This window comes from Streptomyces sp. CA2R106 (assembly GCF_037034245.1).
GTDB lineage: Bacteria > Actinomycetota > Actinomycetes > Streptomycetales > Streptomycetaceae > Actinacidiphila.
This window is the reverse complement of sequence record NZ_JBAGKC010000010.1, coordinates 213,520-236,717: the sequence shown is the minus strand read 5'-3', so window position 1 is coordinate 236,717 and position 23,198 is coordinate 213,520. Positions and strand designations below refer to the sequence as shown.

Genomic DNA, 23,198 nt, shown 5'->3' with positions numbered 1-23,198 from the left:
GGCCTCATACACTCGGCATGACGTCCGCTGCCGGCGTCCAGTGCCAGCAACAGCCCCTTGCCGAACCGGGAGAGCCCACGTGACCGACACCGCCCTGTCAGAGCGCAGCGCCGATGTGATCGTCGTCGGCGCCGGGCCCGCCGGTTCGACGACCGCCTACTACCTGGCCAAGTCCGGTCTGGACGTGCTGCTGCTGGAGAAGACGGCCTTCCCGCGGGAGAAGGTCTGCGGCGACGGGCTGACCCCGCGCGCCACCAAGCAGCTGGTGCAGATGGGCATCGACGTCTCCGAGGAGGCGGGCTGGCTGCGCAACAAGGGCCTGCGCATCATCAGCGGCGGCATGCGGCTGGAGATGGACTGGCCGGAACTGGCCGCCTACCCGGACTACGGACTGGTGCGCCGCCGCGACGACTTCGACCAGATGCTCGCCGAGCAGGCGGTGAAGGCCGGCGCGCGGCTGTACGAGCGGTGCAACGTCGGCGCCCCGATCATCGAGGAGCGCACCGGCCGGATCACCGGGGTCACCGCCAAGCTCGGCGAGGAGAAGACCCCGGTCGCCTTCCACGCGCCGCTGGTGGTCGCCGCCGACGGCAACTCCACCCGGCTGTCGCTGGCGATGGGCCTGCACCGGCGCGACGACCGCCCGATGGGCGTCGCGGTGCGCACCTACTTCACCTCGCCCCGGCACGAGGACGACTACCTGGAGTCCTGGCTGGAGCTGTGGGACCGGCGCGGCGCCGCGCCGCGCCAGCTGCCGGGCTACGGCTGGATCTTCGGCCTCGGCGACGGCACCGCCAACGTGGGGCTGGGCATCCTCGACTCCTCGGCGGCCTTCCGCGAGCTGGACTGGCGCGAGGTGCTCAAGGCGTGGGTCGGCTCCATGCCGGAGGACTGGGGGTTCACCCCGGAGAACATGACCGGGCCGATCCGCGGTGCCGCGCTGCCGATGGCCTTCAACCGCCAGCCGCATTACACCCGCGGTCTGCTGCTGGTCGGCGACGCGGGCGGGCTGGTCAATCCGTTCAACGGCGAGGGCATCGCCTATGCGATGGAATCCGGCCAGCTCGCCGCTGACGTGATCACCCAGGCGCACGCCCGGGCCGGCGCCGCGCAGCGCGAACTGGCGCTCGCCGCCTACCCGCGCATCCTGAAGGACACCTACGGCGGCTACTACAACCTCGGCCGCGCCTTCGTGAAGCTCATCGGCAACCCCAAGGTGCTCCAGCTGTGCACCCAGCGCGGTCTGACCCACCCGATGCTGATGCGCTTCTGCCTCAAGCTGCTGGCCAACCTCACCGACCCGACCGGCGGCGACGCGATGGACCGCATCATCAACGGCCTCACCAAGATCACCCCGCGCGCCTGAGGACGAACGCGACAACTGCACACGAATCAGCGGGAGGTGGTCCGCGTCGGCCCGGAAGAGGGCGTGACGGGGCCGCCTCCCGCTGTTCGCGGGGGAGCGGGGGTGCTCAGAGGACGTTGACCGCCCAGTCGGGCTCGTAGTCCGCGAGCTGGTGGATGGCGACCGGCGTGGAGGAGTTGGCCGCGTCGAGGTACTGGCCGTTCCCGATGAAGACGCCGACGTGGTAGGCGCTGCCCTCGCCGCCCCAGAAGATGAGGTCGCCGGGCTGGAGGGCGGAGAGCGAGACGGGCGTGCCGGCGGTCGACTGCTCCTGCGAGGTGCGCGGGATGTCGATGCCGATGGAGGCGAACGCCGCCTGGGTCAGGCCGGAGCAGTCGTACGAGTCGGGGCCGGTGGCGCCGTAGACGTAGGGCTTGCCGAGCTGGGACTTCAGGAAGGCGATCAGCTGGTCGGCCTTGCTGGACGAGGCCGCGGTGGCGGTGGTGCCCGACGTGGTGGCCGCGGTGGTGGCGGTGGTCGAACTCTGCCCGGCGGAGCCGGTCGAGGCCGTGGCGGCGCTCTGTGCGGCGGCCTTGGCGGCGGCTTCGGCCTTGGCGGCCTTCGCCTTCGCGGCGGCGGCGGCCTTGCGCAGCGCGGCCTTGTGGGCCTTGGCCGCGGACTTCGCCGCGTCGGCGGCGGCCTTCTCCTGGTCGGCGGCGAGCGCGGCGGCCAGCGCCTCCCGCTCCAGCGCGGCAACGGCCTGCTGAGCGGAGGCCGTCGTGGAGAACGTCGCACTGCGGGCCTCGAGCCCGGCCCGTGACGGGGCGGCGGCGGTGGTGGTGGTGTGCGTGGACTCGGCCATGGCCGGAGCGGCCGCGCCGCACAGGGCGAACGCGCTGACGACACCGCCGACGAGTCCGGCCCGGCGAACCCACTTCGGGTCGCGGGGCGCCGCGTGCCGTCGGCGGCCGCTATGGGGATGCGTATCGGACACCTGTGTCCGGGTTGTGTTCGGGGACATGCGTCTCTGGCTATCAGGAACGAATGGTTCCGTTCAATAAAGGTGGGATGCGCCACAGTTGACGTGGCCACGGCCCAATTGCCCGATTATCGATCTTGCTTGACGGGGGCTTTGGTCCGTTTTCATGGCTCAGGTTCGTTATGTGCTCGTGCACGCGTTCACGCGCGTCATTCCCGGGTTCCACGGGTCACCCGGGCGAGTTGGGTGGCGCTACCACGCTGTCAAGTCCAGGGCCAATTTGCCTGTACGGGCCATCGTCTGGTAGTGGAATCGACGCTCTGACCAGCGAGAACACCCTCGGATGTAACGTCCGGTGATCATTTGGGTGCCATCTGGCGCAACATTGGCGTTCATCCGACCTGATGATCGACTGTCAGGTGGTGGAGATCACAAAGTCGGTGCTGACCCCCGTGTCGCAGATCACAGACCGGGAGGCATAGTATGCAGGCGGCTTGGGCTTGTGAACTGCCTCACATGGCCGCGATCTTCGCGATTCTGTGACGGCGTGCGCCGACCCGGGCACGGTCCGTACATCAGTCACAGTCGACTGGAAGGAGCGGGGGACGGTGAACGCCTACGCGCCCATCCTCGTGCTGGGCGGCCTCGCGGCCGGCTTCGCGATCTTCTCCGTTTTCATGGCCTCGATCATCGGGCCGAAACGGTACAACCGGGCCAAGTTGGAGGCGTACGAGTGCGGCATCGAGCCCACTCCGCAGCCGGCCGGTGGTGGCCGCTTCCCGATCAAGTACTACCTGACGGCGATGCTCTTCATCGTCTTCGACATCGAAATCGTCTTCCTCTATCCCTGGGCGGTCACCTTCGACCGGCTGGGGATGTTCGGGCTCGTCGAGATGCTCCTCTTCGTGCTCACCGTCTTCGTCGCCTACGCCTACGTCTGGCGGCGCGGCGGCCTGGAGTGGGACTAGAGCCCGGCGAGTTCCGGCAACTGACGGCGACCAGGGGACCGAGGAGACCAGGAGCAACCCATGGGTATCGAAGAGAAACTGCCGAGCGGATTCCTGCTGACGACGGTGGAGACGGCGGCGGGCTGGGTGCGTAAGGCGTCGGTCTTCCCGGCCACCTTCGGCCTGGCCTGCTGCGCCATCGAGATGATGACGACCGGCGCCGGGCGGTACGACATGGCCCGGTTCGGCATGGAGGTCTTCCGCGGCTCACCGCGCCAGGCCGACCTGATGATCGTGGCCGGCCGGGTGAGCCAGAAGATGGCGCCGGTGCTGCGCCAGGTCTACGACCAGATGCCGAACCCCAAGTGGGTGATCTCGATGGGCGTGTGCGCCTCCAGCGGCGGCATGTTCAACAACTACGCGATCGTGCAGGGCGTCGACCACGTGGTGCCCGTCGACATCTACCTGCCCGGCTGCCCGCCGCGCCCCGAGATGCTCCTCGACGCGATCCTCAAGCTCCACGAGAAGATCCAGCACGGCAAGCTCGGCGTGAACCGCGAGGCCGCCGCCCGCGAGGCGGAGGAAGCGGCACGCAAGGCGCTCCCGACGATCGAGATGAAGGGGCTGCTGCGATGACGGCCACCCCCAACCCGCCCGAGCTGCCCGAGGAAGCGGGCGAGGGCGCGGTACCCGCGCAGCGGCACGACGCCGGCGAGGTGATCGGCGTCCGCACCGGGATGTTCGGCTCCTCCGGCGGCGGTGACACCAGCGGCTACGGCGGCCTGGTGCGCACTGTGCGGCTGCCCGGCGCCGCCCACCGCCCCTACGGCGACCCCTTCGACGAGATCGCCGACGAACTGGAAGGCGCCCTGGAGGAGCAGGGGCTGCCGCCGGCCGAGGCGATCGAGAAGACCGTCGTCGACCGCGGCGAACTCACCTTCCACATCGCCCGCGAGCACCTGGTCCGGGTCGCCCGCACGCTGCGCGACGACCCCGCGCTCCGCTTCGAGCTGTGCACCGGCGTCAGCGGCGTGCACTACCCCGGCGACACGGGCCGCGAGCTGCACGCGGTGTACCACCTGCGCTCGCTCACCCACGGCCGCCGGCTGCGGATCGAGACCAGCGCGCCCGACGCCGACCCGCACGTCCCCTCGCTGGTCGCGGTCTACCCGACCAACGACTGGCACGAGCGCGAGACCTACGACTTCTTCGGCCTCGTCTTCGACGGCCACCCCGCGCTCACCCGGATCATGATGCCGGACGACTGGCCCGGCCACCCGCAGCGCAAGGACTACCCGCTCGGCGGCATCCCCGTCGAGTACAAGGGCGCCCAGATCCCGGCTCCCGACCAGCGGAGGTCGTACTCATGAGTTACGGATACACCGCCCCGCAACCCGCCGACGAGCGGGAGACCACCGAGGGCCGGGTGTTCACCGTCACCGGCGGGGACTGGGACGAACTCGCCGAGACCGTCGGCAAGGCCGACGACGAGCGGATCATCGTCAACATGGGCCCCCAGCACCCGTCCACCCACGGCGTGCTCCGGCTCATCCTGGAGATCGACGGCGAGACGGTCACCGAAGCCCGCTCCGGCATCGGCTACCTGCACACCGGCATCGAGAAGAACATGGAGTTCCGGACGTGGACCCAGGGGTCCACCTTCGTGACGCGCATGGACTACCTCACGCCGCTGTTCAACGAGACCGCCTACTGCCTCGCGGTGGAGAAGCTGCTCGGCATCACCGACCAGATCCCGGACCGGGCCAGCGTCATCCGGGTGCTGCTGATGGAGCTCAACCGGATCGCCTCCCACCTGGTGTGCATCGCCACCGGCGGCATGGAGCTGGGCGCCACCACCATCATGATCTACGGCTTCCGCGACCGCGAGTACATCCTCGACATCTTCGAGCTGGTCACCGGCCTGCGGATGAACCACGCCTACGTCCGCCCCGGCGGCCTCGCCCAGGACCTGCCGCCCGGCGCGGTGGACCAGATCCGCGAGTTCGTGAAGAAGTTCCGGAAGAACCTGCCGGAGTACGACAAGCTCGCCACCGGCAACCCGATCTTCAAGGGCCGGATGCAGGGCGTCGGCTACCTCGACCTGACCGGCTGCATGGCGCTCGGCGCCACCGGCCCGATCCTGCGCGCCGCCGGCCTGCCGCACGACCTGCGCAAGGCCGAGCCGTACTGCGGCTACGAGAACTACGAGTTCGACGTGCCGACCACCGACACCTGCGACTCCTACGGCCGGTTCCGGGTCCGCCTGGAGGAGATGCACCAGAGCCTGCGGATCGTCGAGCAGTGCCTGGACCGGCTCGCCCCCGGGCCGGTGATGGTCGCGGACAAGAAGATCGCCTGGCCCGCGCAACTCGCGCTCGGCCCGGACGGCATGGGCAACTCCCTGGACCACATCAAGAAGATCATGGGCACCTCCATGGAGGCCCTGATCCACCACTTCAAGCTCGTCACCGAGGGCTTCCGGGTGCCGCCGGGACAGGCGTACTCCTCCGTCGAGTCGGCCAAGGGCGAGCTGGGCGTGCACGCCGTCAGCGACGGCGGCACCCGCCCGTACCGGGTGCACTTCCGCGACCCGTCCTTCACCAACCTGCAGACCATGGCCGCGATGTGCGAGGGCGGCCAGGTCGCCGACGTCATCGTGGCGGTGGCGTCCATCGACCCCGTGATGGGAGGTGTCGACCGATGACCGAGCCCGCACCGGCAACCGGCGCGCAGGCCGTGTCCCTGGGCATCCCCGAGATGCCCGCCCCCGACTACCCGGCCGACGTCCGGGCCCGGCTGGAGCGCGACGCCGCGGAGGTGATCGCCCGCTACCCCGGCTCGCGCAGCGCGCTGCTGCCGCTGCTGCACCTGGTGCAGTCCGAGGAGGGGTACGTCACCCGCACCGGCGTCCGGTTCTGCGCCGAGCAGTTGGGCCTGACCACCGCCGAGGTCACCGCGGTCGCCACCTTCTACACGATGTACCGGCGCAAGCCGTCCGGCGAGTACCAGGTCGGCGTCTGCACCAACACGCTGTGCGCCGTGATGGGCGGCGACGCGATCTTCGAGGAGCTGCAGCGCCACCTCGGCGTCGGCAACGACGAGACCACCGAGGACGGCAAGGTCACCCTCGAGCACATCGAGTGCAACGCGGCCTGCGACTTCGCACCCGTGGTGATGGTCAACTGGGAGTTCTTCGACGACCAGACGCCCGAGTCGGCCAAGCAGCTCGTCGACGACCTGATCGCCGGCCGCGAGGTCCGCCCCACCCGCGGTGCGCCGCTGTGCACCTACCGGCAGACCGCGCGCATCCTGGCCGGCTTCCCCGACGAGCGCGCGGGCGCCGTCGAGGCGACCGGCGGCGCCGGGCCCGCCTCCCTGGCCGGCCTGCGGCTGCACCGCGGCGAGTTGCACGCACCGAAGGTGGTCGGCCAGCGCGAGGCATCGCCGCGCGACGACGCGGGGACGTACGACACCGCCACCTCGCCGTCGCCCGCGCAGCACCCCAGCTCGCACGACGCACCCGCGCAGACCGCGCAGTCCGACCCGGCGCACCCGTCGGACCCGGTCGCGGACCACGTGGACGACCACGCCACCGAGGAGGAGGGCGAGTGATGACCGTGGAACCGGCCGAGAAGCTGCTCGCGCCCGTACTGTCGGCGTTCTGGGACGACCCGCGGTCGTGGACGCTGGAGACCTACCGGCGGCACGAGGGGTACGAAGCGCTCACCAAGGCGCTCGCGATGGCCCCGGACGACCTGATCGCCTACGTCAAGGACTCCGGCCTGCGCGGCCGCGGCGGCGCGGGCTTCCCCACCGGCATGAAGTGGCAGTTCATCCCGCAGGGCGACGGCAAGCCCCACTACCTGGTGGTCAACGCCGACGAGTCCGAGCCCGGGACCTGCAAGGACATCCCGCTGCTCTTCGCCAACCCGCACTCCCTGATCGAGGGCATCGTGATCGCCTGCTACGCGATCCGCTCGCACCACGCCTTCATCTACCTGCGCGGCGAGGTGGTCCCCGTGCTGCGCCGCCTGCACGAGGCGGTCCGCGAGGCGTACGCCGCCGGCTACCTCGGCAAGGACATCAAGGGCACCGGCTTCGACCTCGAACTCACCGTGCACGCCGGGGCCGGCGCGTACATCTGCGGCGAGGAGACCGCGCTGCTGGACTCCCTGGAGGGGCGCCGCGGCCAGCCCCGGCTGCGCCCGCCGTTCCCCGCCGTCGAGGGCCTGTACGCCTGCCCGACCGTGGTGAACAACGTGGAGTCGATCGCCTCGGTGCCCGCGATCATCCAGCGCGGCAAGGAGTGGTTCCGGTCGATGGGCAGCGAGAAGTCCCCGGGCTTCACGCTCTACTCGCTCTCCGGCCACGTCGCCCGCCCCGGCCAGTACGAGGGGCCGCTCGGCATCACGCTGCGCCAGCTCCTCGACATGGGCGGCGGGATGCGGCCCGGCCACCGGCTGAAGTTCTGGACCCCCGGCGGCTCCTCCACCCCGATGTTCACCGACGAGCACCTCGACGTGCCGCTGGACTACGAGGGCGTCGGCGCGGCCGGCTCCATGCTCGGCACCAAGGCGCTCCAGTGCTTCGACGAGACCACCTGCGTGGTGCGGGCCGTCACCCGCTGGACGGAGTTCTACGCCCACGAGTCCTGCGGCAAGTGCACGCCCTGCCGCGAAGGGACGTACTGGCTGGTCCAGTTGCTGCGCGACATCGAGGCCGGCAAGGGCCGGCCGGAAGATCTCGACAAGCTCCAGGACATCGCCGACAACATCAACGGCAAGTCCTTCTGCGCCCTCGGCGACGGCGCCGCCGCCCCGATCTTCTCCTCGCTGAAGTACTTCCGCGCGGAGTACGAGGAGCACATCGAGCGCGGAGGCTGCCCCTTCGACCCGGCCCGCTCCACCGCCTGGGCCGACACGTCCCGTACGGAGGCCCACGCGTGACCATCATGACAAACGCACCCTCCGGGGGGCAGCCGGCGCCGCCCCCCGAGGACCTGGTCTCGGTCACCATCGACGGCATCCCGATCTCGGTGGCCAAGGGCACCCTGGTGATCCGCGCCGCCGAGCAGCTCGGCATCGAGATCCCCCGGTTCTGCGACCACCCGCTGCTCGACCCGGCCGGCGCCTGCCGCCAGTGCATCGTGGAGATCGAGGGCCAGCGCAAGCCGGTCGCCTCCTGCACCATCACCTGCACCGACGGCATGGTGATCACCACCCAGCTCACCTCGCCGGTCGCCGAGAAGGCGCAGCGCGGCGTGATGGAGCTGCTGCTGATCAACCACCCGCTGGACTGCCCGGTCTGCGACAAGGGCGGCGAGTGCCCGCTGCAGAACCAGGCGATGTCGGTGGGCGACCCCGACTCCCGCTTCGAGGGCCGCAAGCGCACCTACGACAAGCCCGTGCCGATCTCCGCGCAGGTGCTGCTGGACCGCGAGCGGTGCGTGCTGTGCGCGCGCTGCACCCGCTTCAGCCAGCAGATCGCCGGCGACCCGATGATCGAACTCCTCGAGCGCGGCGCGCTCCAGCAGGTCGGGATCGGCGAGGGCGACCCGTTCGAGTCGTACTTCTCCGGCAACACCATCCAGATCTGCCCGGTCGGCGCGCTCACCTCCGCCGCCTACCGGTTCCGCTCCCGCCCCTTCGACCTGGTCTCCTCGCCGTCGGTGTGCGAGCACTGCGCGGGCGGCTGCGCCACCCGCACCGACCACCGGCGCGGCAAGGTCATGCGGCGGCTGGCCGCCAACGACCCGGAGGTCAACGAGGAGTGGCTGTGCGACAAGGGCCGCTTCGGCTTCCGCTACGCGCAGCGCCCCGAGCGCCTCACCCACCCGCTGGTGCGCGGCGCCGACGGTGAACTCGCCCCCGCCAGCTGGCCGGAGGCGCTGGCCGCGGCCGCCGCGGGGCTGACCGCCGCGCACGGCCGGGCCGCGGTGCTGCCCGGCGGCCGGCTCACCGTCGAGGACGCCTACGCGTACGGCAAGTTCGCCCGGGTGGCGCTCGGCACCAACGACGTGGACTTCCGGGCCCGCCCGCACTCCGAGGAGGAGGCCGACTTCCTCGCCGCCCACGTCGCCGGGCGCGGTGTCGACGTCGGGGGCGACGCCGGGGTGACCAACCTGGCGCTGGAGCAGGCGCCGACGGTGCTGCTGGCCGGACTCGAGGCCGAGGAGGAGGCGCCCGGCGTCTTCCTGCGGCTGCGCAAAGCGCACCGCAAGAGCAAGCAGCAGACGTTCGCGCTGGCCACCCACGCCTCGCGCGGCCTGGAGAAGGCCGGCGGCGTGCTGCTGCCGGCCGCCCCGGGCACCGAACCGGACTGGCTGGACGCGCTGGCCGGTGGGGTCGGCCTGGACGAGGCCGGCCGGCTGGCCGCCGACGCGCTGCGCGCGCCGGGCTCGGTGATCCTGGTCGGTGAGCGGCTGGCGGCCGTGCCGGGCGGGCTGACCGGGGTGCTGCGGCTGGCCGCGGCGACCGGCGCGCGCACCGCGTGGATTCCGCGCCGGGCCGGGGAGCGCGGCGCGGTCGAGGCGGGGGCGCTGCCCGGGCTGCTGCCCGGCGGGCGCCCGCTCACCGACCCGCGCGGCCGCGACGAGGTCGCCCGGGTGTGGGGCCTGCCGGCCCTGCCGACCGGGTTCGGCCGCGACACCGGGCAGATCCTGGCGGCCGCGGCCGCGGGCGAGGTGGCCGCGCTGGTGGTCGGCGGCGTCGAGGTCGCGGACCTGCCCGACCCGGCGCGGGCCAGGGCCGCGTTCGGCAACGTCGGGTTCCTGGTCAGCCTGGAGCAGCGGCCGAGCGAGGTCACCGAGCGCGCCGACGTGGTGCTGCCGGTCGCCGTGGTCGCCGAGAAGTCCGGCACCTTCCTCAACTGGGAGGGCCGGGTGCGGATGTTCGAGACCGCGATCAAGCCCGACCAGGCCACCACCCGGCACCAGCTCAGCGACGCCCGGGTGCTGACGATGCTCGCCGACGCGCTCGACGTGGCCCTGGGCCTGTCGGACGTGCGGGCCGCCCGCCGCGAGATCGACCGCCTGACCGGGTGGTCCGGGCCCCGCGCGCAGGCGCCCGCCGCCGTGTCGGTGCCGCTGCCCCGGCCCGCGGCCGGGCAGGCGGTGCTCGCCGGGCACCGGCTGCTGCTCGACCAGGGCCGGCTCCAGGACGGCGACGACGCGCTGGCCGCCACCCGGCACGCGGCCGTCGCCCGGCTGTCGGCCGCGACGGCCGAGGAGGTCGGGGTGGCCGACGGCGACATCCTCACCGTGACCGGCCCGGCCGGCAGCGTGGCGCTGCCGCTGGCGGTCACCCCGATGCCGGACCGGGTGGTGTGGGTGCCGCTCAACTCCGCTGGCGGCGGCGTCGCCTCGGACACCGGCGCCGGCCCGGGACAGGTCGTCACGCTCGGCGCGCAGCTCACCGCGGAGGTCCAGTCATGACCGCCCTTGCCCCCGGCGGCGTCCGACTCGCCGCCACCACCACGGAGAACCTCTCCTTCTTCGGCACCGACCCGTGGTGGCTGATCGTCGTCAAGGCGGTGTTCTGCTTCGCCTTCGCGATGCTGACCGTGCTCTTCTCCATCGTGTGGGAGCGCAAGGTCGTCGCCTGGATGCAGCTGCGGATCGGCCCGAACCGGCACGGCCCGTGGGGCATGCTCCAGTCGCTCGCCGACGGCGTGAAGCTGATGCTGAAGGAGGACCTCACCGTCAAGCGCGCGGACAAGGTGGTCTTCGTCCTCGCGCCGATCGTGGCCGCGATCCCCGCGTTCATGTCGTTCGCGGTGATCCCGTTCGGCCCGGCCGACAACGAGGTGTCCGTCTTCGGCCACCGCACCGCGATGCAGCTCACCGACCTGCCGATCGGCATCCTCTACATCCTGGCCACGGCGTCCGTCGGCATCTACGGCATCGTGCTCGCCGGCTGGTCGTCCGGCTCGACCTACCCGCTGCTCGGCGGCCTGCGCGCGTCCGCGCAGATGATCTCCTACGAGATCGCGATGGGCCTGTCCTTCGCGGCGGTCTTCCTCTACTCCGGGTCGATGTCCACCTCGACCATCGTCGAGGCGCAGCACGGCCGCTGGTACATCATCCTGCTGCCGGTGTCGTTCCTGGTGTACATCTGCACGATGATCGGCGAGACCAACCGGGCGCCGTTCGACATGCCGGAGTCCGAGGGCGACCTGGTCGGCGGCTTCAACACCGAGTACAGCTCGATCAAGTTCGCGCTGTTCATGCTCGCCGAGTACGTCAACATGGTGACGGTCTCCGCGGTCGCCACCACCCTCTTCCTCGGCGGCTGGCGGGCCCCCTGGCCGATCAGCACCTTCTGGGCCGGCGCCAACCACGGCTGGTGGCCGCTGCTGTGGTTCGTCATCAAGGTGCAGCTGCTGCTCTTCTTCTTCATCTGGCTGCGCGGCACCCTGCCCCGGGTCCGGTACGACCAGCTGATGAAGCTCGGCTGGAAGGTGCTCATCCCGGTCTCCATGGTCTGGCTGATGCTGGTGGCCGCGGTGAAGGCGATGCGCAACGAGAACTACGACTTCACCAAGATCGTGCTCTACGTCGGCGGCGCGGTCGTGGCGCTGCTGCTGGTCTCGCTCGTGATCGACGTGCTGCGCGAGCGCGAGGAGAAACGCAAGGAGCCCGCGACCGGCGGGGCGCTCGGCCCGCAGCAGCGGTTCGACCCGATGGCGGGCGGCTACCCGGTGCCGCCGCTGCCGGGCCAGCAGGCCGAGCCGGCGCCGCGGCGGCCCAGCCGCGCGCAGGCCCAACTCGTAGGCGCATCCAGTGCGTCCGGCGCGCCCGGTGCGTCCGGCGCACCCGGTGCGGACGCCGCGCAGACGGAGAACACGGAGGACGGCGATGCCTGAGTTCCTGGACCCGGTCGCGGGCTTCGGCGTGACCTTCAAGGCCATGTTCAAGAAGCGCCTGACCGAGCAGTACCCCGAGTACAAGAAGCCGACCGCGCCGCGGTTCCACGGCCGCCACCAGCTCAACCGGCACCCCGACGGCCTGGAGAAGTGCGTCGGCTGCGAGCTGTGCGCCTGGGCCTGCCCGGCCGACGCGATCTACGTGGAGGGCGCGGACAACACCGACGAGGAGCGCTACTCCCCGGGCGAGCGCTACGGCCGCGTCTACCAGATCAACTACGCCCGCTGCATCCTGTGCGGGCTGTGCATCGAGGCGTGCCCGACCCGCGCGCTGACCATGACCAACGAGTACGAACTCGCCGACCGCACCCGCGAGTCGCTGATCTTCACCAAGGAGCAGCTGCTCGCCGGGCTGGAGGAGGGCATGGTCGAGTCGCCGCACTCGATCTTCCCCGGCATGGACGAGGGCGACTACTACCGCGGCGCGGTCACCGAGGCGGCGCCCGGCACCGTACGGCAGGTCGCCGTCTCCAAGGGCGAGAAGCCCGAGGAGTCGGTGCCCGTCGAGAACCCGTACACCGGTGAGCCGGAGGCGGCCGAGACCGTCGCGCCCGGCGGCACCGCCCCGGCCGGAACGGGGGAGGAAGCATGACCGGCTCGTTGCAGTCGCTGCCGCTGGCCGCGGCCGCCTACCAGACGTCCACCGGCGAGGCCGTGCAGTTCTGGGTGCTGGGGACCGTCGCGGTGCTCGGCGCGCTCGGCACCGTCCTGATGAAGAAGTCCGTGCACAGCGCGCTGTCGCTGGCCGGCACCATGATCGTGCTGGCGGTGTTCTACCTCGCCCAGGGCGCGTACTTCCTCGGCGTGGTGCAGATCGTCGTCTACACCGGCGCGATCATGATGCTCTTCCTCTTCGTCGTCATGCTGGTCGGCATCACCGCCGCCGACTCGCTGAAGGAGACGCTGAAGGGCCAGCGCTGGATGGCCGCGCTGTGCGGCCTCGGCTTCGGCATCCTGCTGATCGCGGGCATCGCCAACGCCTCCCTGGACACCTTCGCCGGCACCGGCGCGGCCAACGCGGTGGACGGCGGCAACGTGCCGGGCCTGGCCCACCTGGTGTTCACCAGGTACGTGTGGGCGTTCGAGATCACCGGCGCGCTGCTGATCACCGCGGCGATCGGCGCGATGGTGCTCACCCACCGCGAGCGGACCGAGGAGCGGCGCACCCAGCGGGAGCTGGCCGAGGCCCGGGTCCGCGAGGGCCGCCAGGTCACCCCGCTGCCGGCGCCGGGCACCTACGCCCGGCACAACGCGGTCGACGTGCCGGCGCTGCTGCCGGACGGCTCGGTCGCCGAACTGTCGGTCAGCTCCACGCTGCGCGACCGCGGCCAGATCCGCGACGTGTCGCGGGACGCCATGCGGCGGCTGGCCGCACTCGACCAGCGCTCCGACGAGTGGCTGGAACGCGCCCCCGAACAGGCCCCGGAACACCCCGAGTTGGCGCAGGACGGCGAGCGGGACACCGAGCCCGCGCAGGAGGGGGCGAAATGAACCCGGTGAACTACCTCTACCTGGCGGCGCTGCTGTTCACCATCGGCGCGGCCGGCGTCCTGATCCGGCGCAACGCGATCGTGGTGTTCATGTGCGTGGAGCTGATGCTGAACGCCTGCAACCTGGCGTTCGTCACCTTCTCCCGGCTGCACGGCAACCTCGACGGGCAGGTCATCGCGTTCTTCACGATGGTCGTCGCGGCCGCCGAGGTCGTGGTCGGCCTGGCGATCATCGTGTCGATCTACCGAACCCGCCACTCGGCCTCGGTCGACGACGCGAACCTGATGAAGCTGTAAGGGGCTGCGAGACGTGGAAACCCTGATCGGACTGCTCGTCGCGGCGCCGCTGCTGGGCGCGGGCATCCTGCTCACCGGCGGCCGCCGGCTCGACCGCGGCGGCCACCTGCTGGGCACCGTGTTCGCGCTGCTGTCCTTCGTGCTCGGTGTGGTGCTCTTCGTCAACATGCTCGGCAAGAGCGCCGACCACCGCGCCCTGCACTCCCACCTGTTCACCTGGGTGCCGGTGGAGGGCTTCCAGGCCCAGGTCGGCTTCCAGCTCGACCAGTTGTCGATGACGTTCGTGCTGCTGATCACCGGTGTGGGCACCCTGATCCACATCTACTCGATCGGCTACATGGAGCACGACGAGCGCCGCCGCCGCTTCTTCGGCTACCTCAACCTCTTCCTCGCGGCGATGCTGCTGCTGGTGCTCGCCGACAACTACCTCCTGCTGTACGCCGGCTGGGAGGGCGTCGGCCTGGCGTCCTACCTGCTGATCGGCTTCTGGCAGCACAAGCCCAGCGCGGCGACCGCGGCGAAGAAGGCGTTCCTGGTCAACCGGGTCGGCGACATGGGGCTGTCCATCGGCATCATGCTGATGTTCACCACGTTCGGCTCGTTCGCCTTCGCCGACGTGCTGCCGGCCGCGGCCGGGGCGTCGGCCACCCAGCACGCCACGGTCACCGGCATCGGCTTCATGCTGCTGCTCGCCGCGTGCGGCAAGTCCGCGCAGGTACCGCTCCAGTCCTGGCTCGGCGACGCGATGGAGGGCCCGACCCCGGTCTCGGCCCTGATCCACGCCGCGACCATGGTGACCGCGGGCGTCTACCTGATCGTCCGCTCCGGGACGATCTTCAACGCGGCGCCGGACGCGCAGACCGCGGTGGTCACCGTCGGCGCGGTCACGCTGCTCTTCGGTGCGATCGTCGGTTGCGCCAAGGACGACATCAAGAAGGCGCTGGCCGGCTCCACGATGTCGCAGATCGGCTACATGATCATGGCGGCCGGGCTCGGCCCGATCGGCTACGTCTTCGCGATCATGCACCTGGTCACGCACGGCTTCTTCAAGGCGGGGCTGTTCCTCGGCGCCGGCTCGGTGATGCACGGCATGAACGACGAGGTGGACATGCGCCGCTACGGCGGTCTGCGCAGGTACATGCCGATCACCTTCGTCACCTTCGGCCTGGGCTACCTGGCGATCATCGGCTTCCCGGGGCTGTCCGGCTTCTTCTCCAAGGACAAGATCATCGAGGCGGCGTACGCCAAGGGCGGCACCGAGGGCTGGATTCTCGGCAGCGCGGCCCTGCTGGGCGCCGCGGTCACCGCCTTCTACATGACGCGCGTGATGCTGATGACGTTCTTCGGCGAGAAGCGGTGGGTGCCGGACGCCGAAGGGCGGGAGCCCCACCCGCACGAGTCGCCGGCCTCCATGACGGTTCCCATGATCATCCTCGCGTTCGGGTCGGTGTTCGCCGGCGCGGCGTTCAGCATCAACTCCTCGTTCCTGAAGTGGCTGGAGCCGGTCACCGGGCACAGCGAGGGCGACTCGCCGCTGAGCACCGGCACCGTCACCGCCGCCACCATGGTCTGCCTGGTGGTCGGCGTCGGCATCGCCTGGCTGATGTACGGGCGCAGGACCGTGCCCGCGGTCGCGCCGCGCGGCAGCCTGGCCACCCGGGCGGCCCGCCGCGACCTGCTCCAGGACGACTTCAACCACGTGGTGCTGGTCCGGGGCGGCGAGCACCTGACCCGCTCGCTGGTCTACCTCGACCACACCCTGGTCGACGGCGCCGTCAACGGTACGGCCGCCTCCGTCGGCGGGCTGTCCGGACGGCTGCGCCGGCTCCAGAACGGCTACGTCAGGTCGTACGCCGTCTCCATGCTCGGCGGTACCGCGGTGGTGGTCGCCGCGACCCTTCTCATGAGGGCGGTCTGATAGCTCATGTCGTTTCCTCTGCTGACCACCACCGCGGCGCTGCCCGCGGTCGGCGCCGTCGTCACCGCCGCGGTGCCCGCCGCGCGCCGCCTCGCCGCCAAGTACACGGCGCTGGCGTTCTCGCTGGGCACGCTGGTGCTGGCGATCGTGGCGCTGGTGCGGTTCGACCCGCACGGCGACCGCTACCAGCTCACCGAGTCGCACACCTGGGTCAAGAGCTTCGGGCTCCACTACGACCTGGGCGTGGACGGCATCGCGGTCGTCATGGTCGCGCTGACCGCGGTGCTGATCCCGTTCGTGATGCTCGCCGGCTGGCACGACGCCGACCCGCTGGAGGGGCCGGTACCTGACAGCGGCTCCGCCGCGGGCCCGAACCGGCCCCTGCCTTCGGCGAGAAAGCCTCTCGACTGGCGGCCCACCCAGGGCTTCTTCGCGCTGATCCTGCTGGTCGAGGCGATGGTGGTGCTCTCCTTCGAGGCCACCGACGTCTTCCTCTTCTACATCTTCTTCGAAGCGATGCTGATCCCGATGTACTTCCTCATCGGCGGCTTCGGCGACCGGGCGCACGCCTCCGGCGAGGAGGAGGCGGCCCGCCAGCGTTCGTACGCGGCGGTGAAGTTCCTGCTGTACAACCTGGTCGGCGGGCTGATCATGCTGGCCGCGGTGATCGGGCTGTACGCCGCGACCGCGGACCAACTGGGCACCGGCACCTTCTCGTTGCAGGAGATCCTCACCGCCCGCGCCGCCGGGCACCTGGACCTGTCCACCACCACCGAGCGCTGGCTCTTCCTCGGCTTCTTCTTCGCCTTCGCGGTGAAGGCGCCGCTGTGGCCGCTGCACACCTGGCTGCCGAACGCGATGGGCGAGTCCACCGCGCCGATCGCGGTGCTGATCACCGCGGTGGTGGACAAGGTCGGCACGTTCGCGATGCTGCGCTTCTGCCTCCAGCTCTTCCCGGACGCCTCGAAGTGGGCGACCCCGGTGATCCTGGTGCTCGCGGTGATCAGCATCATCTACGGCGCGCTGCTCGCGGTCGGCCAGCGCGACATCAAGCGGCTGATCGCCTACGCGTCGGTGTCGCACTTCGGCTTCATCATCCTGGGCATCTTCGCGATGACCAGCCAGGGCCAGTCCGGCGCGACGCTCTACATGGTCAACCACGGCATCTCCACCGCCGCGTTGATGCTGGTCGCCGGGTTCCTGATCACCCGGCGCGGGTCGCGGTTGATCGACGACTTCGGCGGGGTGCAGAAGGTCGCGCCGGTACTCGCCGGCACCTTCATGGTCGGCGGCCTGGCCACGCTGTCGCTGCCGGGGCTCGCGCCGTTCGTCAGCGAGTTCCTGGTGCTGGTCGGTACCTTCAGCCGGCACCCGGTGCTCGGCATCGTCGCCACGCTGGGCATCGTGCTCGCCGCGCTGTACGTGCTGGTGCTCTACCAGCGCACCATGACCGGCCCGGTGAAGGCCGGCATCGAGGGCATGGCCGACCTGAAGGCACGTGAACTGCTGGTGGTCGCACCGCTGATCGCGCTGCTGCTCTTCCTCGGCGTGTACCCCAAGCCGGTGGCGGACATCGTCAACCCGTCGGTCCAGCACACGCTCTCCGACGTGCACAAGACCGACCCCAAGCCCGCGCTGGAGGCGAAGAAGTGAGCGCCGCACTGCATACGGGACCCGCCGTCCACACCCTGTGGACGAGCGCCGCGTCCACCACGGACCGCTTCCCCACCCCGCACATCGAGTACGCGCAGCTGTCCCCGGTGCTGATCGTCTTCGGCGTGGCGATGGTGGGGGTGCTCGCCGAGGCGTTCGTGCCCCGCCGGTCCCGCTACACCACCCAGGTGGTGCTGGCCGTGGTCGGCCTGGCCGCCGCGTTCGCCGCCGTGGTGGCGCTCGCCGAGAAGGGCTACGGCACCACGAAGGCGCACATCGCGGCGATGGGCGCGGTGGCCGTGGACGGCCCGGCGCTCTTCCTCCAGGGCACCATCCTGCTGGTGTCGCTGGTCGCGGTGTTCACCTTCGCCGAGCGACGGCTCGACCCGAAGGCCCACGGCCGGCACGTCGACTCCTTCGCCGCACAGGGCTCCGCGGTGCCCGGCGGCGACCAGGAGAAGGCCGCGGTCCGCGCCGGGTTCACCACCACCGAGGTCTTCCCGCTGCTGCTCTTCGCGGTCGGCGGGATGCTGGTCTTCCCGGCGGCGAACGACCTGCTGACGCTCTTCGTGGCGCTGGAGGTCTTCTCCCTGCCGCTGTACATCCTGTGCGCGCTCGCCCGCCGCAACCGGCTGATGTCGCAGGAGGCCGCGGTCAAGTACTTCCTGCTCGGCGCCTTCTCGTCGGCGTTCCTGCTCTTCGGCATCGCGCTGCTGTACGGCTACGCGGGCACCGTGTCGTACTCCGGGATCTCCTCGGTGGTCGACGGCACCGCGAAGATCACCCCGGCGCTCGCCGACACCACCGGGAACGACGCGCTGCTGCTGATCGGGCTGGCGATGGTCGCGGTCGGGCTGCTGTTCAAGGTCGGCGCGGTGCCGTTCCACATGTGGACGCCGGACGTCTACCAGGGCGCGCCGACCCCGGTCACCGGGTTCATGGCCGCGGCCACCAAGGTCGCCGCGTTCGGCGCGCTGCTGCGGCTGCTGTACGTGGTGCTGCCGGGGATGCGCTGGGACTGGCGGCCGGTGATGTGGGGCGTGGCGATCGCCACGATGGTCATCGGCGCGGTGATCGCGGTCACCCAGACCGATGTGAAGCGGCTGCTGGCCTACTCGTCCGTCGCGCACGCCGGGTTCATCCTGGCCGGCGTGATCGCCACCGACAAGGCGGGCGTGTCGTCGGTGCTGTTCTACCTGGCCGCGTACTCCTTCGTGACCCTCGGCGCGTTCGCAGTGGTCACCCTGGTGCGCGACGCGGGCGGCGAGGCCACCCACCTGTCGCGCTGGGCGGGCCTGGGCCGCCGCTCGCCGCTGGTCGCCGCGGTCTTCGCGGTGTTCCTGCTGGCGTTCGCCGGTATCCCGCTGACCTCCGGGTTCGCGGGGAAGTTCGCGGTCTTCAAGGCCGCGGCGCAGGGCGGGGCGATGCCGCTGGTCATCGTGGGTGTGATCTCCTCGGCGATCGCGGCGTTCTTCTACATCCGGGTGATCGTGCTGATGTTCTTCAGCGAGCCCAAGGCCGACGGCCCCTCCGTCGCCGTGCCCTCCCCGCTCACCTCGACCGCGATCGCCCTCGGCGTCGCCGTCACGGTCGTCCTGGGCCTGGCCCCCCAGTACTTCCTGGACCTCGCCGACAAGGCCGGCGTCTTCGTCCGCTGACCCACCACCCCACCCTTGGTGCGTAGGGGGCCCGGTATCCCGGGCCCCCTTCGCCGTTTCCCCGTACGGGATGTCAACTCAGATGAACGGATGGGGGTTTGTTATTCACATCAGTTGACCGGTGGGCGGGGGGTGGGGAATGCTGAACGCCGTCGCCGGCCACGGCGCGACCGCACTGCCGCTCCTCGGCCGGGCGAAGCGGGCCCGCCTCGGGTGGGGCCCGAACGTGACGGCGGCCGGCCCTCAGCGGGCGGCCTCGACCGAAGGAGAACCCCCGTGTCCCCTCTTGCCGCGAAGGCGAACGACAGCACCGAGCTGGCGGCCGTGCCGCTGCGGGCCACCGACGTGCAGCGGCTGGCGAGCACCGAGGTGCAGCCCATCCTGTCCGTCGTACTGGTGACCTGCTCCGTCAGCGTGTCGATCAGCGTCAGCGGCGGCACCCTGCCCGACGCGTAAGGCCCGCCTGCTCGCCCTCCCTCCCACCCCGGCCCGGCGGCGGGAGGGAGGGCGCCCCACGAGCGCCTGCCGACGAACCCGCCAGGAAGGGGAAGACCCGTGCCGAGACTCCAGTGGATACTGCGTGCCGCGGTGGCACCGCCCACGGTGGACCGCGGGACGGCCCTGACCGCGATGGAACGCCTCGGCGCGGTCAACCACCTGGTGGCGAGCCTGGAGTACCTGGCCACCCCCGGCGACCGCCGCCCCGGCGGCCTCAACGACTGGCAGGTCGCCCGCGGGCAGTTCGCGCGCTGGCCGCGCCCGGCCCGCGCCGCGCTCGACGCCGTGGGCCGGCCCGCCGTGACCCGCACCCTGCACGCCGCCCGCGTCGCCGCGGCCGGCGCCCTGCTCCTGCCGCTGTCCCGCCGCGGCCGCCTCGCCGCCGACGCGGTGCTCTGCGCCGCCTCCCTCGCCCTCTACCCGCGCAACCACTACGGCACCGACGGCGCCGACCAGGCCGCGTTCGTCGCCCAGACCGCCGCCGCCATCGCCCGGGCGGCCGAGGAGCGCCGGCCCGCCACGGTCGACGCCTGCCTGTGGTTCGCCGGCCTCCAGTCGGTGCTGTCCTACACCGCGTCCGGCTGGGTCAAGGCGTCCAGCCGGACCTGGCGCAGCGGCCGCGCCCTGCCCGGGGTGCTGCGCACCGTCTCCTACGGCCAGGAGCACGCCTGGCGGCTGGCCCACGACCACCCGCGCGCCGCCAAAGCGGTCTGCACCTGCGTGGTGGCCCTCGAATCGGCCTTCCCCGCGGTCCACCTGGCCCGCGGCCGCGCCGCCGTCCCCCTGGTCGCCGCCGCCGCGGGCTTCCACCTCGCCAACGCCGGCGTGATGGGCCTGGGCCGCTTCCTCACCGGCTTCTGCGCCCTGCACCCGGCGGTGCTCTACGTCACCGGGCCGCGCGAACGCCCCCTGCCCGGCGGGCTGGTGCAGCGCCGCGACGACACCTTCCCGCTCGCCGCGGGCGCCGCCCTGACCGCGGCGCTGACCGCCGGCGCCGTCGTACGCGCCCGCGACCGCCGTACGGTGCTGCGCGGCCGCGGCGACGAGCAGCGCTTCGTCACCACCGCCGGCACCCTCCTCGTCCACCGCCGCGCCACCGCGCTCGGCACGCACCGCCGCAAGAGCGCCGCCGCGGCACCGGTCGTGGTGCTCAGCGGGGCGCTGGCCGAGTCGCCCGAGCGCGCGGAGTGGCTGGTGCGGGAACTGGCCGAGCGGTACGAGGTGGTGACCTACCACCGGGCCGGGCAGGCCGGGAGCGGGACGCGGGAGAGACCCCGGCCGGGCGGCGGGCCGGCGGGCGCCGCGGCGGACCTCGCGGAGTTGGTGGACCACGTCGCGGACGGGCGGCCCGCGGTCCTCGTCGGCCACGGCGTCGGCGGAGTGGTCGCCGCGGCCGCCGCGACCCGCCTGGAGGACCGCCTCACGGGCCTGGCCCTGGTGGACCCCTACCACCCGGGCGTGCAGGACGCGGAACCGGAGCACCACCGCGAAGTCACCGCGCTGCTCGACCAGATGACCGTCTCCCTGCGGCTCGGCCTGGGCCAGCTGCTGCGCGACCCGGACTGGCTGCGCCTGCTCCCACCGGATGTACGGGGCCTGGCCCGCGCGCACTACCGCGACGCCGCCGGGTGGCGCGCGGCCCGCGACGAGTGGCGGGCGCTGCGCGGCACCGCCGGCGTCCCGGCCGCGGCCGTCCCCACCTGCCTGGTGCTGTGCGAGCCCGGCGGCCCGCCGCCGGAGGACCGGCGGGCCCGCCAGGAGCAGTACCTGCGGCGCGCCCCGCACAGGCAGGTGCACACCGTGGACGCCCCCCGCGAGCATGTGCTCGCCGCCCGCGGCTCCGCCCGGGCCGTCGCCGAACTGGTCGCGAGCTTCACCGCGGGCACCACCGCCGAGCGGGGGAGAGCCGCCGATGTCCCCGCTTAGCGGCCGGCCCGCACCGGGCGGCGCCGACGCGGTCGGCGCGCTGGCGCTCGCGGCCCTTGCCACCTGGTTCGCGGCCACCGTCCTGAGCCAGCACCCGCGCCCGGAGTTCAACCGGCTCGCGGCCCTGGACGGCACCGGCGCCCTCATCCCCAACTGGCGCTTCTTCGCGCCAGAACCGGCCCAACACGACTTCCACGTCCTGTTCCGGACCGAGGAGGCCGACGGCCGCGCCACCCCCTGGCAGGAGGGCTCCGCGATCACCCCGCGCCGCCCGCTGCACACCGTGTGGTTCCCGAACCGCCGCCGGGAGAAGGCGCTCTACGACCTGTGCCACGAACTCGTCGCCGTCATGCGGCAGTTCGACGGCGACCTCACCCAGGCACCCGCCTACCGCATGCTGCGCAACTCCGTGGCCCGCACGGTCGCCGAACGGCCCGGACCGCCGCCCCGCGGCTTCCAGTTCGTGGTCGCCCGCCACACCGGCCACGACCCGGCGCACGACCCGGACTACCTGTTCGTCTCGCCGTACATCCCGTTCGCCCCGGCCGCACCGTACGCCTGAGCCGTACGGGCGTCAGGACGTGGTCGCCCAGGCCAGGAGCGCGGAGTGCGGCAGGGACAGCGCACCGTCGGCGGTGCGGAACTGAGCCGCCAACTCGTCGTAGTGGCGCCGTACTTCCGCCACGACACCCGGGGGCTGGGCGAGCAGGATCTGGCCGGACGTGGCGATCCCGGCGGCCCGGCCCGCCCACCACACCTCGGGGTCGACCACGTGGTCCCAGCGCACCGTCGTACAGCGGGCGCCGGCCAGCCCCGCGGCCGTCAGCAGCCCGGTCAAGCCCTCCTCGGTGCGCGGGAAGTCGTCCTCGGCGTCGAGCGTGGGGACCGACGGCGGCCGGACGGCGCCGCCCGCCCGCAGCGCCTGGTCCACCAGCGCCTGCCCCGGCGCGGGCGGCGCGGACCAGATCGTGACCGCGACCCGGCCGCCGGGCCCGGCCACCCGGCGCAGCTCGGCGAGCGCGGCCGCCGGCCGACCCACGTGGTTGACCACGAAGTTCGCCACGACAGCATCGAACTCGCCGTCGGCGAAAGGGAGTTCGGGAAGAAGGGCGTGCTGGACCCGCGCCTCGGGCACCGCCCGCGCCGCGCGCTCGACCATGCTCGGCTCCGCGTCCACCGCGAAGACCTCCGCGCCCCGGCGCACCGCCAGCGCCGCCGCGGTGCCCGGCCCGGTGCCGACGTCCAGTACCCGCACGCCCGCGCCCACCCCGGCGGCGTCGAGCAGCATGGGCACGGTGTGCGCGCACAGCAGCCCGAAGCTCCGCGCGTACGCCTCCGCCCGTCCGGCCCACGCCTCGCGCTCGAACGCGTCGAAGTCGCCCACCGCACACCTCCGTGCCGTACCCGAATCCGTGCCGTACCCGAACTGTTCGCCCAACGGCTGTAGTCGATCACTCTAGAGGAGAGAAACGACACCTTCCGCCATGTCGGCCGGGCCCCCGATCCGCTTGCCCGATACGTCCAACTCACGCACGCCGCCCCGGTGTTCGCGTCGGTGGACGCGA

The 23,198-nt window shown here is 71.9% G+C and carries 20 protein-coding genes; 18 read left to right on the top strand and 2 right to left on the bottom strand.

What is annotated here, in order from left to right:
• Window positions 1-79: 79 nt before the first annotated feature.
• Window positions 80-1,366, top strand: coding sequence for a geranylgeranyl reductase family protein (locus WA788_RS17905; protein ID WP_335978424.1), 1,287 nt, complete (start codon window positions 80-82; stop codon window positions 1,364-1,366).
• Window positions 1,367-1,472: 106 nt separating this feature from the next.
• Here the strand turns inward: WA788_RS17905 and WA788_RS17900 are convergent, their stop codons facing one another.
• Window positions 1,473-2,207: a C40 family peptidase gene (locus WA788_RS17900; protein ID WP_335978422.1), complete on the bottom strand. Its 735-nt coding sequence runs from the start codon at window positions 2,205-2,207 to the stop codon at window positions 1,473-1,475.
• Between the two features lie 725 nt (window positions 2,208-2,932).
• Between WA788_RS17900 and WA788_RS17895 the strand changes: the two genes are divergently transcribed.
• The 17 genes from WA788_RS17895 (at window position 2,933) to WA788_RS17815 (ending at window position 22,195) form a co-directional block, all read left to right on the top strand.
• Window positions 2,933-3,292 (top strand): NADH-quinone oxidoreductase subunit A, encoded by a 360-nt coding sequence (locus tag WA788_RS17895; protein ID WP_103887024.1) that lies wholly within the window; start codon window positions 2,933-2,935, stop codon window positions 3,290-3,292.
• Window positions 3,293-3,352: 60 nt separating this feature from the next.
• On the top strand, window positions 3,353-3,907 hold the full coding sequence (locus tag WA788_RS17890) for a NuoB/complex I 20 kDa subunit family protein (RefSeq protein ID WP_093785987.1): 555 nt from the start codon (window positions 3,353-3,355) through the stop codon (window positions 3,905-3,907).
• On the top strand, window positions 3,904-4,641 hold the full coding sequence (locus tag WA788_RS17885; protein ID WP_335978418.1) for an NADH-quinone oxidoreductase subunit C: 738 nt from the start codon (window positions 3,904-3,906) through the stop codon (window positions 4,639-4,641). The genes WA788_RS17890 and WA788_RS17885 overlap by 4 nt, the downstream gene beginning before the upstream one ends.
• Window positions 4,638-5,975, top strand: coding sequence for an NADH-quinone oxidoreductase subunit D (locus tag WA788_RS17880; protein WP_335978415.1), 1,338 nt, complete (start codon window positions 4,638-4,640; stop codon window positions 5,973-5,975). Before WA788_RS17885 ends, WA788_RS17880 begins: the two co-directional genes overlap by 4 nt.
• The gene (gene nuoE / locus WA788_RS17875; protein WP_335978413.1) at window positions 5,972-6,883 is read left to right on the top strand and encodes an NADH-quinone oxidoreductase subunit NuoE; all 912 of its coding nucleotides are present in this window, start codon (window positions 5,972-5,974) and stop codon (window positions 6,881-6,883) included. Before WA788_RS17880 ends, nuoE begins: the two co-directional genes overlap by 4 nt.
• Window positions 6,883-8,217: an NADH-quinone oxidoreductase subunit NuoF gene (nuoF, locus tag WA788_RS17870; RefSeq protein WP_335978411.1), complete on the top strand. Its 1,335-nt coding sequence runs from the start codon at window positions 6,883-6,885 to the stop codon at window positions 8,215-8,217. The genes nuoE and nuoF overlap by 1 nt, the downstream gene beginning before the upstream one ends.
• Window positions 8,214-10,703, top strand: a complete 2,490-nt coding sequence (locus WA788_RS17865) for an NADH-quinone oxidoreductase subunit G (RefSeq protein ID WP_335978410.1) — start codon at window positions 8,214-8,216, stop codon at window positions 10,701-10,703. Before nuoF ends, WA788_RS17865 begins: the two co-directional genes overlap by 4 nt.
• Window positions 10,700-12,133, top strand: coding sequence for an NADH-quinone oxidoreductase subunit NuoH (gene nuoH, locus WA788_RS17860; RefSeq protein WP_335978408.1), 1,434 nt, complete (start codon window positions 10,700-10,702; stop codon window positions 12,131-12,133). Before WA788_RS17865 ends, nuoH begins: the two co-directional genes overlap by 4 nt.
• Entirely contained in the window at window positions 12,126-12,785 is a 660-nt protein-coding gene (nuoI, locus tag WA788_RS17855) for an NADH-quinone oxidoreductase subunit NuoI (RefSeq protein WP_335978407.1), read from the top strand. The genes nuoH and nuoI overlap by 8 nt, the downstream gene beginning before the upstream one ends.
• Entirely contained in the window at window positions 12,782-13,684 is a 903-nt protein-coding gene (locus WA788_RS17850; protein ID WP_335978406.1) for an NADH-quinone oxidoreductase subunit J, read from the top strand. The genes nuoI and WA788_RS17850 overlap by 4 nt, the downstream gene beginning before the upstream one ends.
• Entirely contained in the window at window positions 13,681-13,980 is a 300-nt protein-coding gene (gene nuoK, locus WA788_RS17845; RefSeq protein WP_335978405.1) for an NADH-quinone oxidoreductase subunit NuoK, read from the top strand. Before WA788_RS17850 ends, nuoK begins: the two co-directional genes overlap by 4 nt.
• Before the next feature lie 13 nt (window positions 13,981-13,993).
• A complete protein-coding gene (gene nuoL, locus WA788_RS17840; RefSeq protein ID WP_335978403.1) occupies window positions 13,994-15,898 on the top strand; it encodes an NADH-quinone oxidoreductase subunit L in 1,905 nt (634 codons plus the stop codon).
• Between the two features lie 6 nt (window positions 15,899-15,904).
• Window positions 15,905-17,551: an NADH-quinone oxidoreductase subunit M gene (locus WA788_RS17835; RefSeq protein WP_335978402.1), complete on the top strand. Its 1,647-nt coding sequence runs from the start codon at window positions 15,905-15,907 to the stop codon at window positions 17,549-17,551.
• Window positions 17,548-19,209, top strand: coding sequence for an NADH-quinone oxidoreductase subunit NuoN (gene nuoN / locus WA788_RS17830; protein ID WP_435125397.1), 1,662 nt, complete (start codon window positions 17,548-17,550; stop codon window positions 19,207-19,209). The genes WA788_RS17835 and nuoN overlap by 4 nt, the downstream gene beginning before the upstream one ends.
• A gap of 276 nt (window positions 19,210-19,485) precedes the next feature.
• Window positions 19,486-19,665 carry a hypothetical protein gene (locus WA788_RS17825; protein WP_335978401.1) on the top strand — a complete coding sequence of 60 codons (180 nt, stop codon included), beginning with the start codon at window positions 19,486-19,488 and terminating at the stop codon, window positions 19,663-19,665.
• Between the two features lie 99 nt (window positions 19,666-19,764).
• Window positions 19,765-21,633: an alpha/beta fold hydrolase gene (locus WA788_RS17820; RefSeq protein WP_335978399.1), complete on the top strand. Its 1,869-nt coding sequence runs from the start codon at window positions 19,765-19,767 to the stop codon at window positions 21,631-21,633.
• The gene (locus WA788_RS17815) at window positions 21,620-22,195 is read left to right on the top strand and encodes a hypothetical protein (protein WP_335978397.1); all 576 of its coding nucleotides are present in this window, start codon (window positions 21,620-21,622) and stop codon (window positions 22,193-22,195) included. Before WA788_RS17820 ends, WA788_RS17815 begins: the two co-directional genes overlap by 14 nt.
• Window positions 22,196-22,207: 12 nt before the next feature.
• Here the strand turns inward: WA788_RS17815 and WA788_RS17810 are convergent, their stop codons facing one another.
• Entirely contained in the window at window positions 22,208-23,017 is an 810-nt protein-coding gene (locus tag WA788_RS17810; protein WP_335978396.1) for a class I SAM-dependent methyltransferase, read from the bottom strand.
• Window positions 23,018-23,198: the final 181 nt, after the last annotated feature.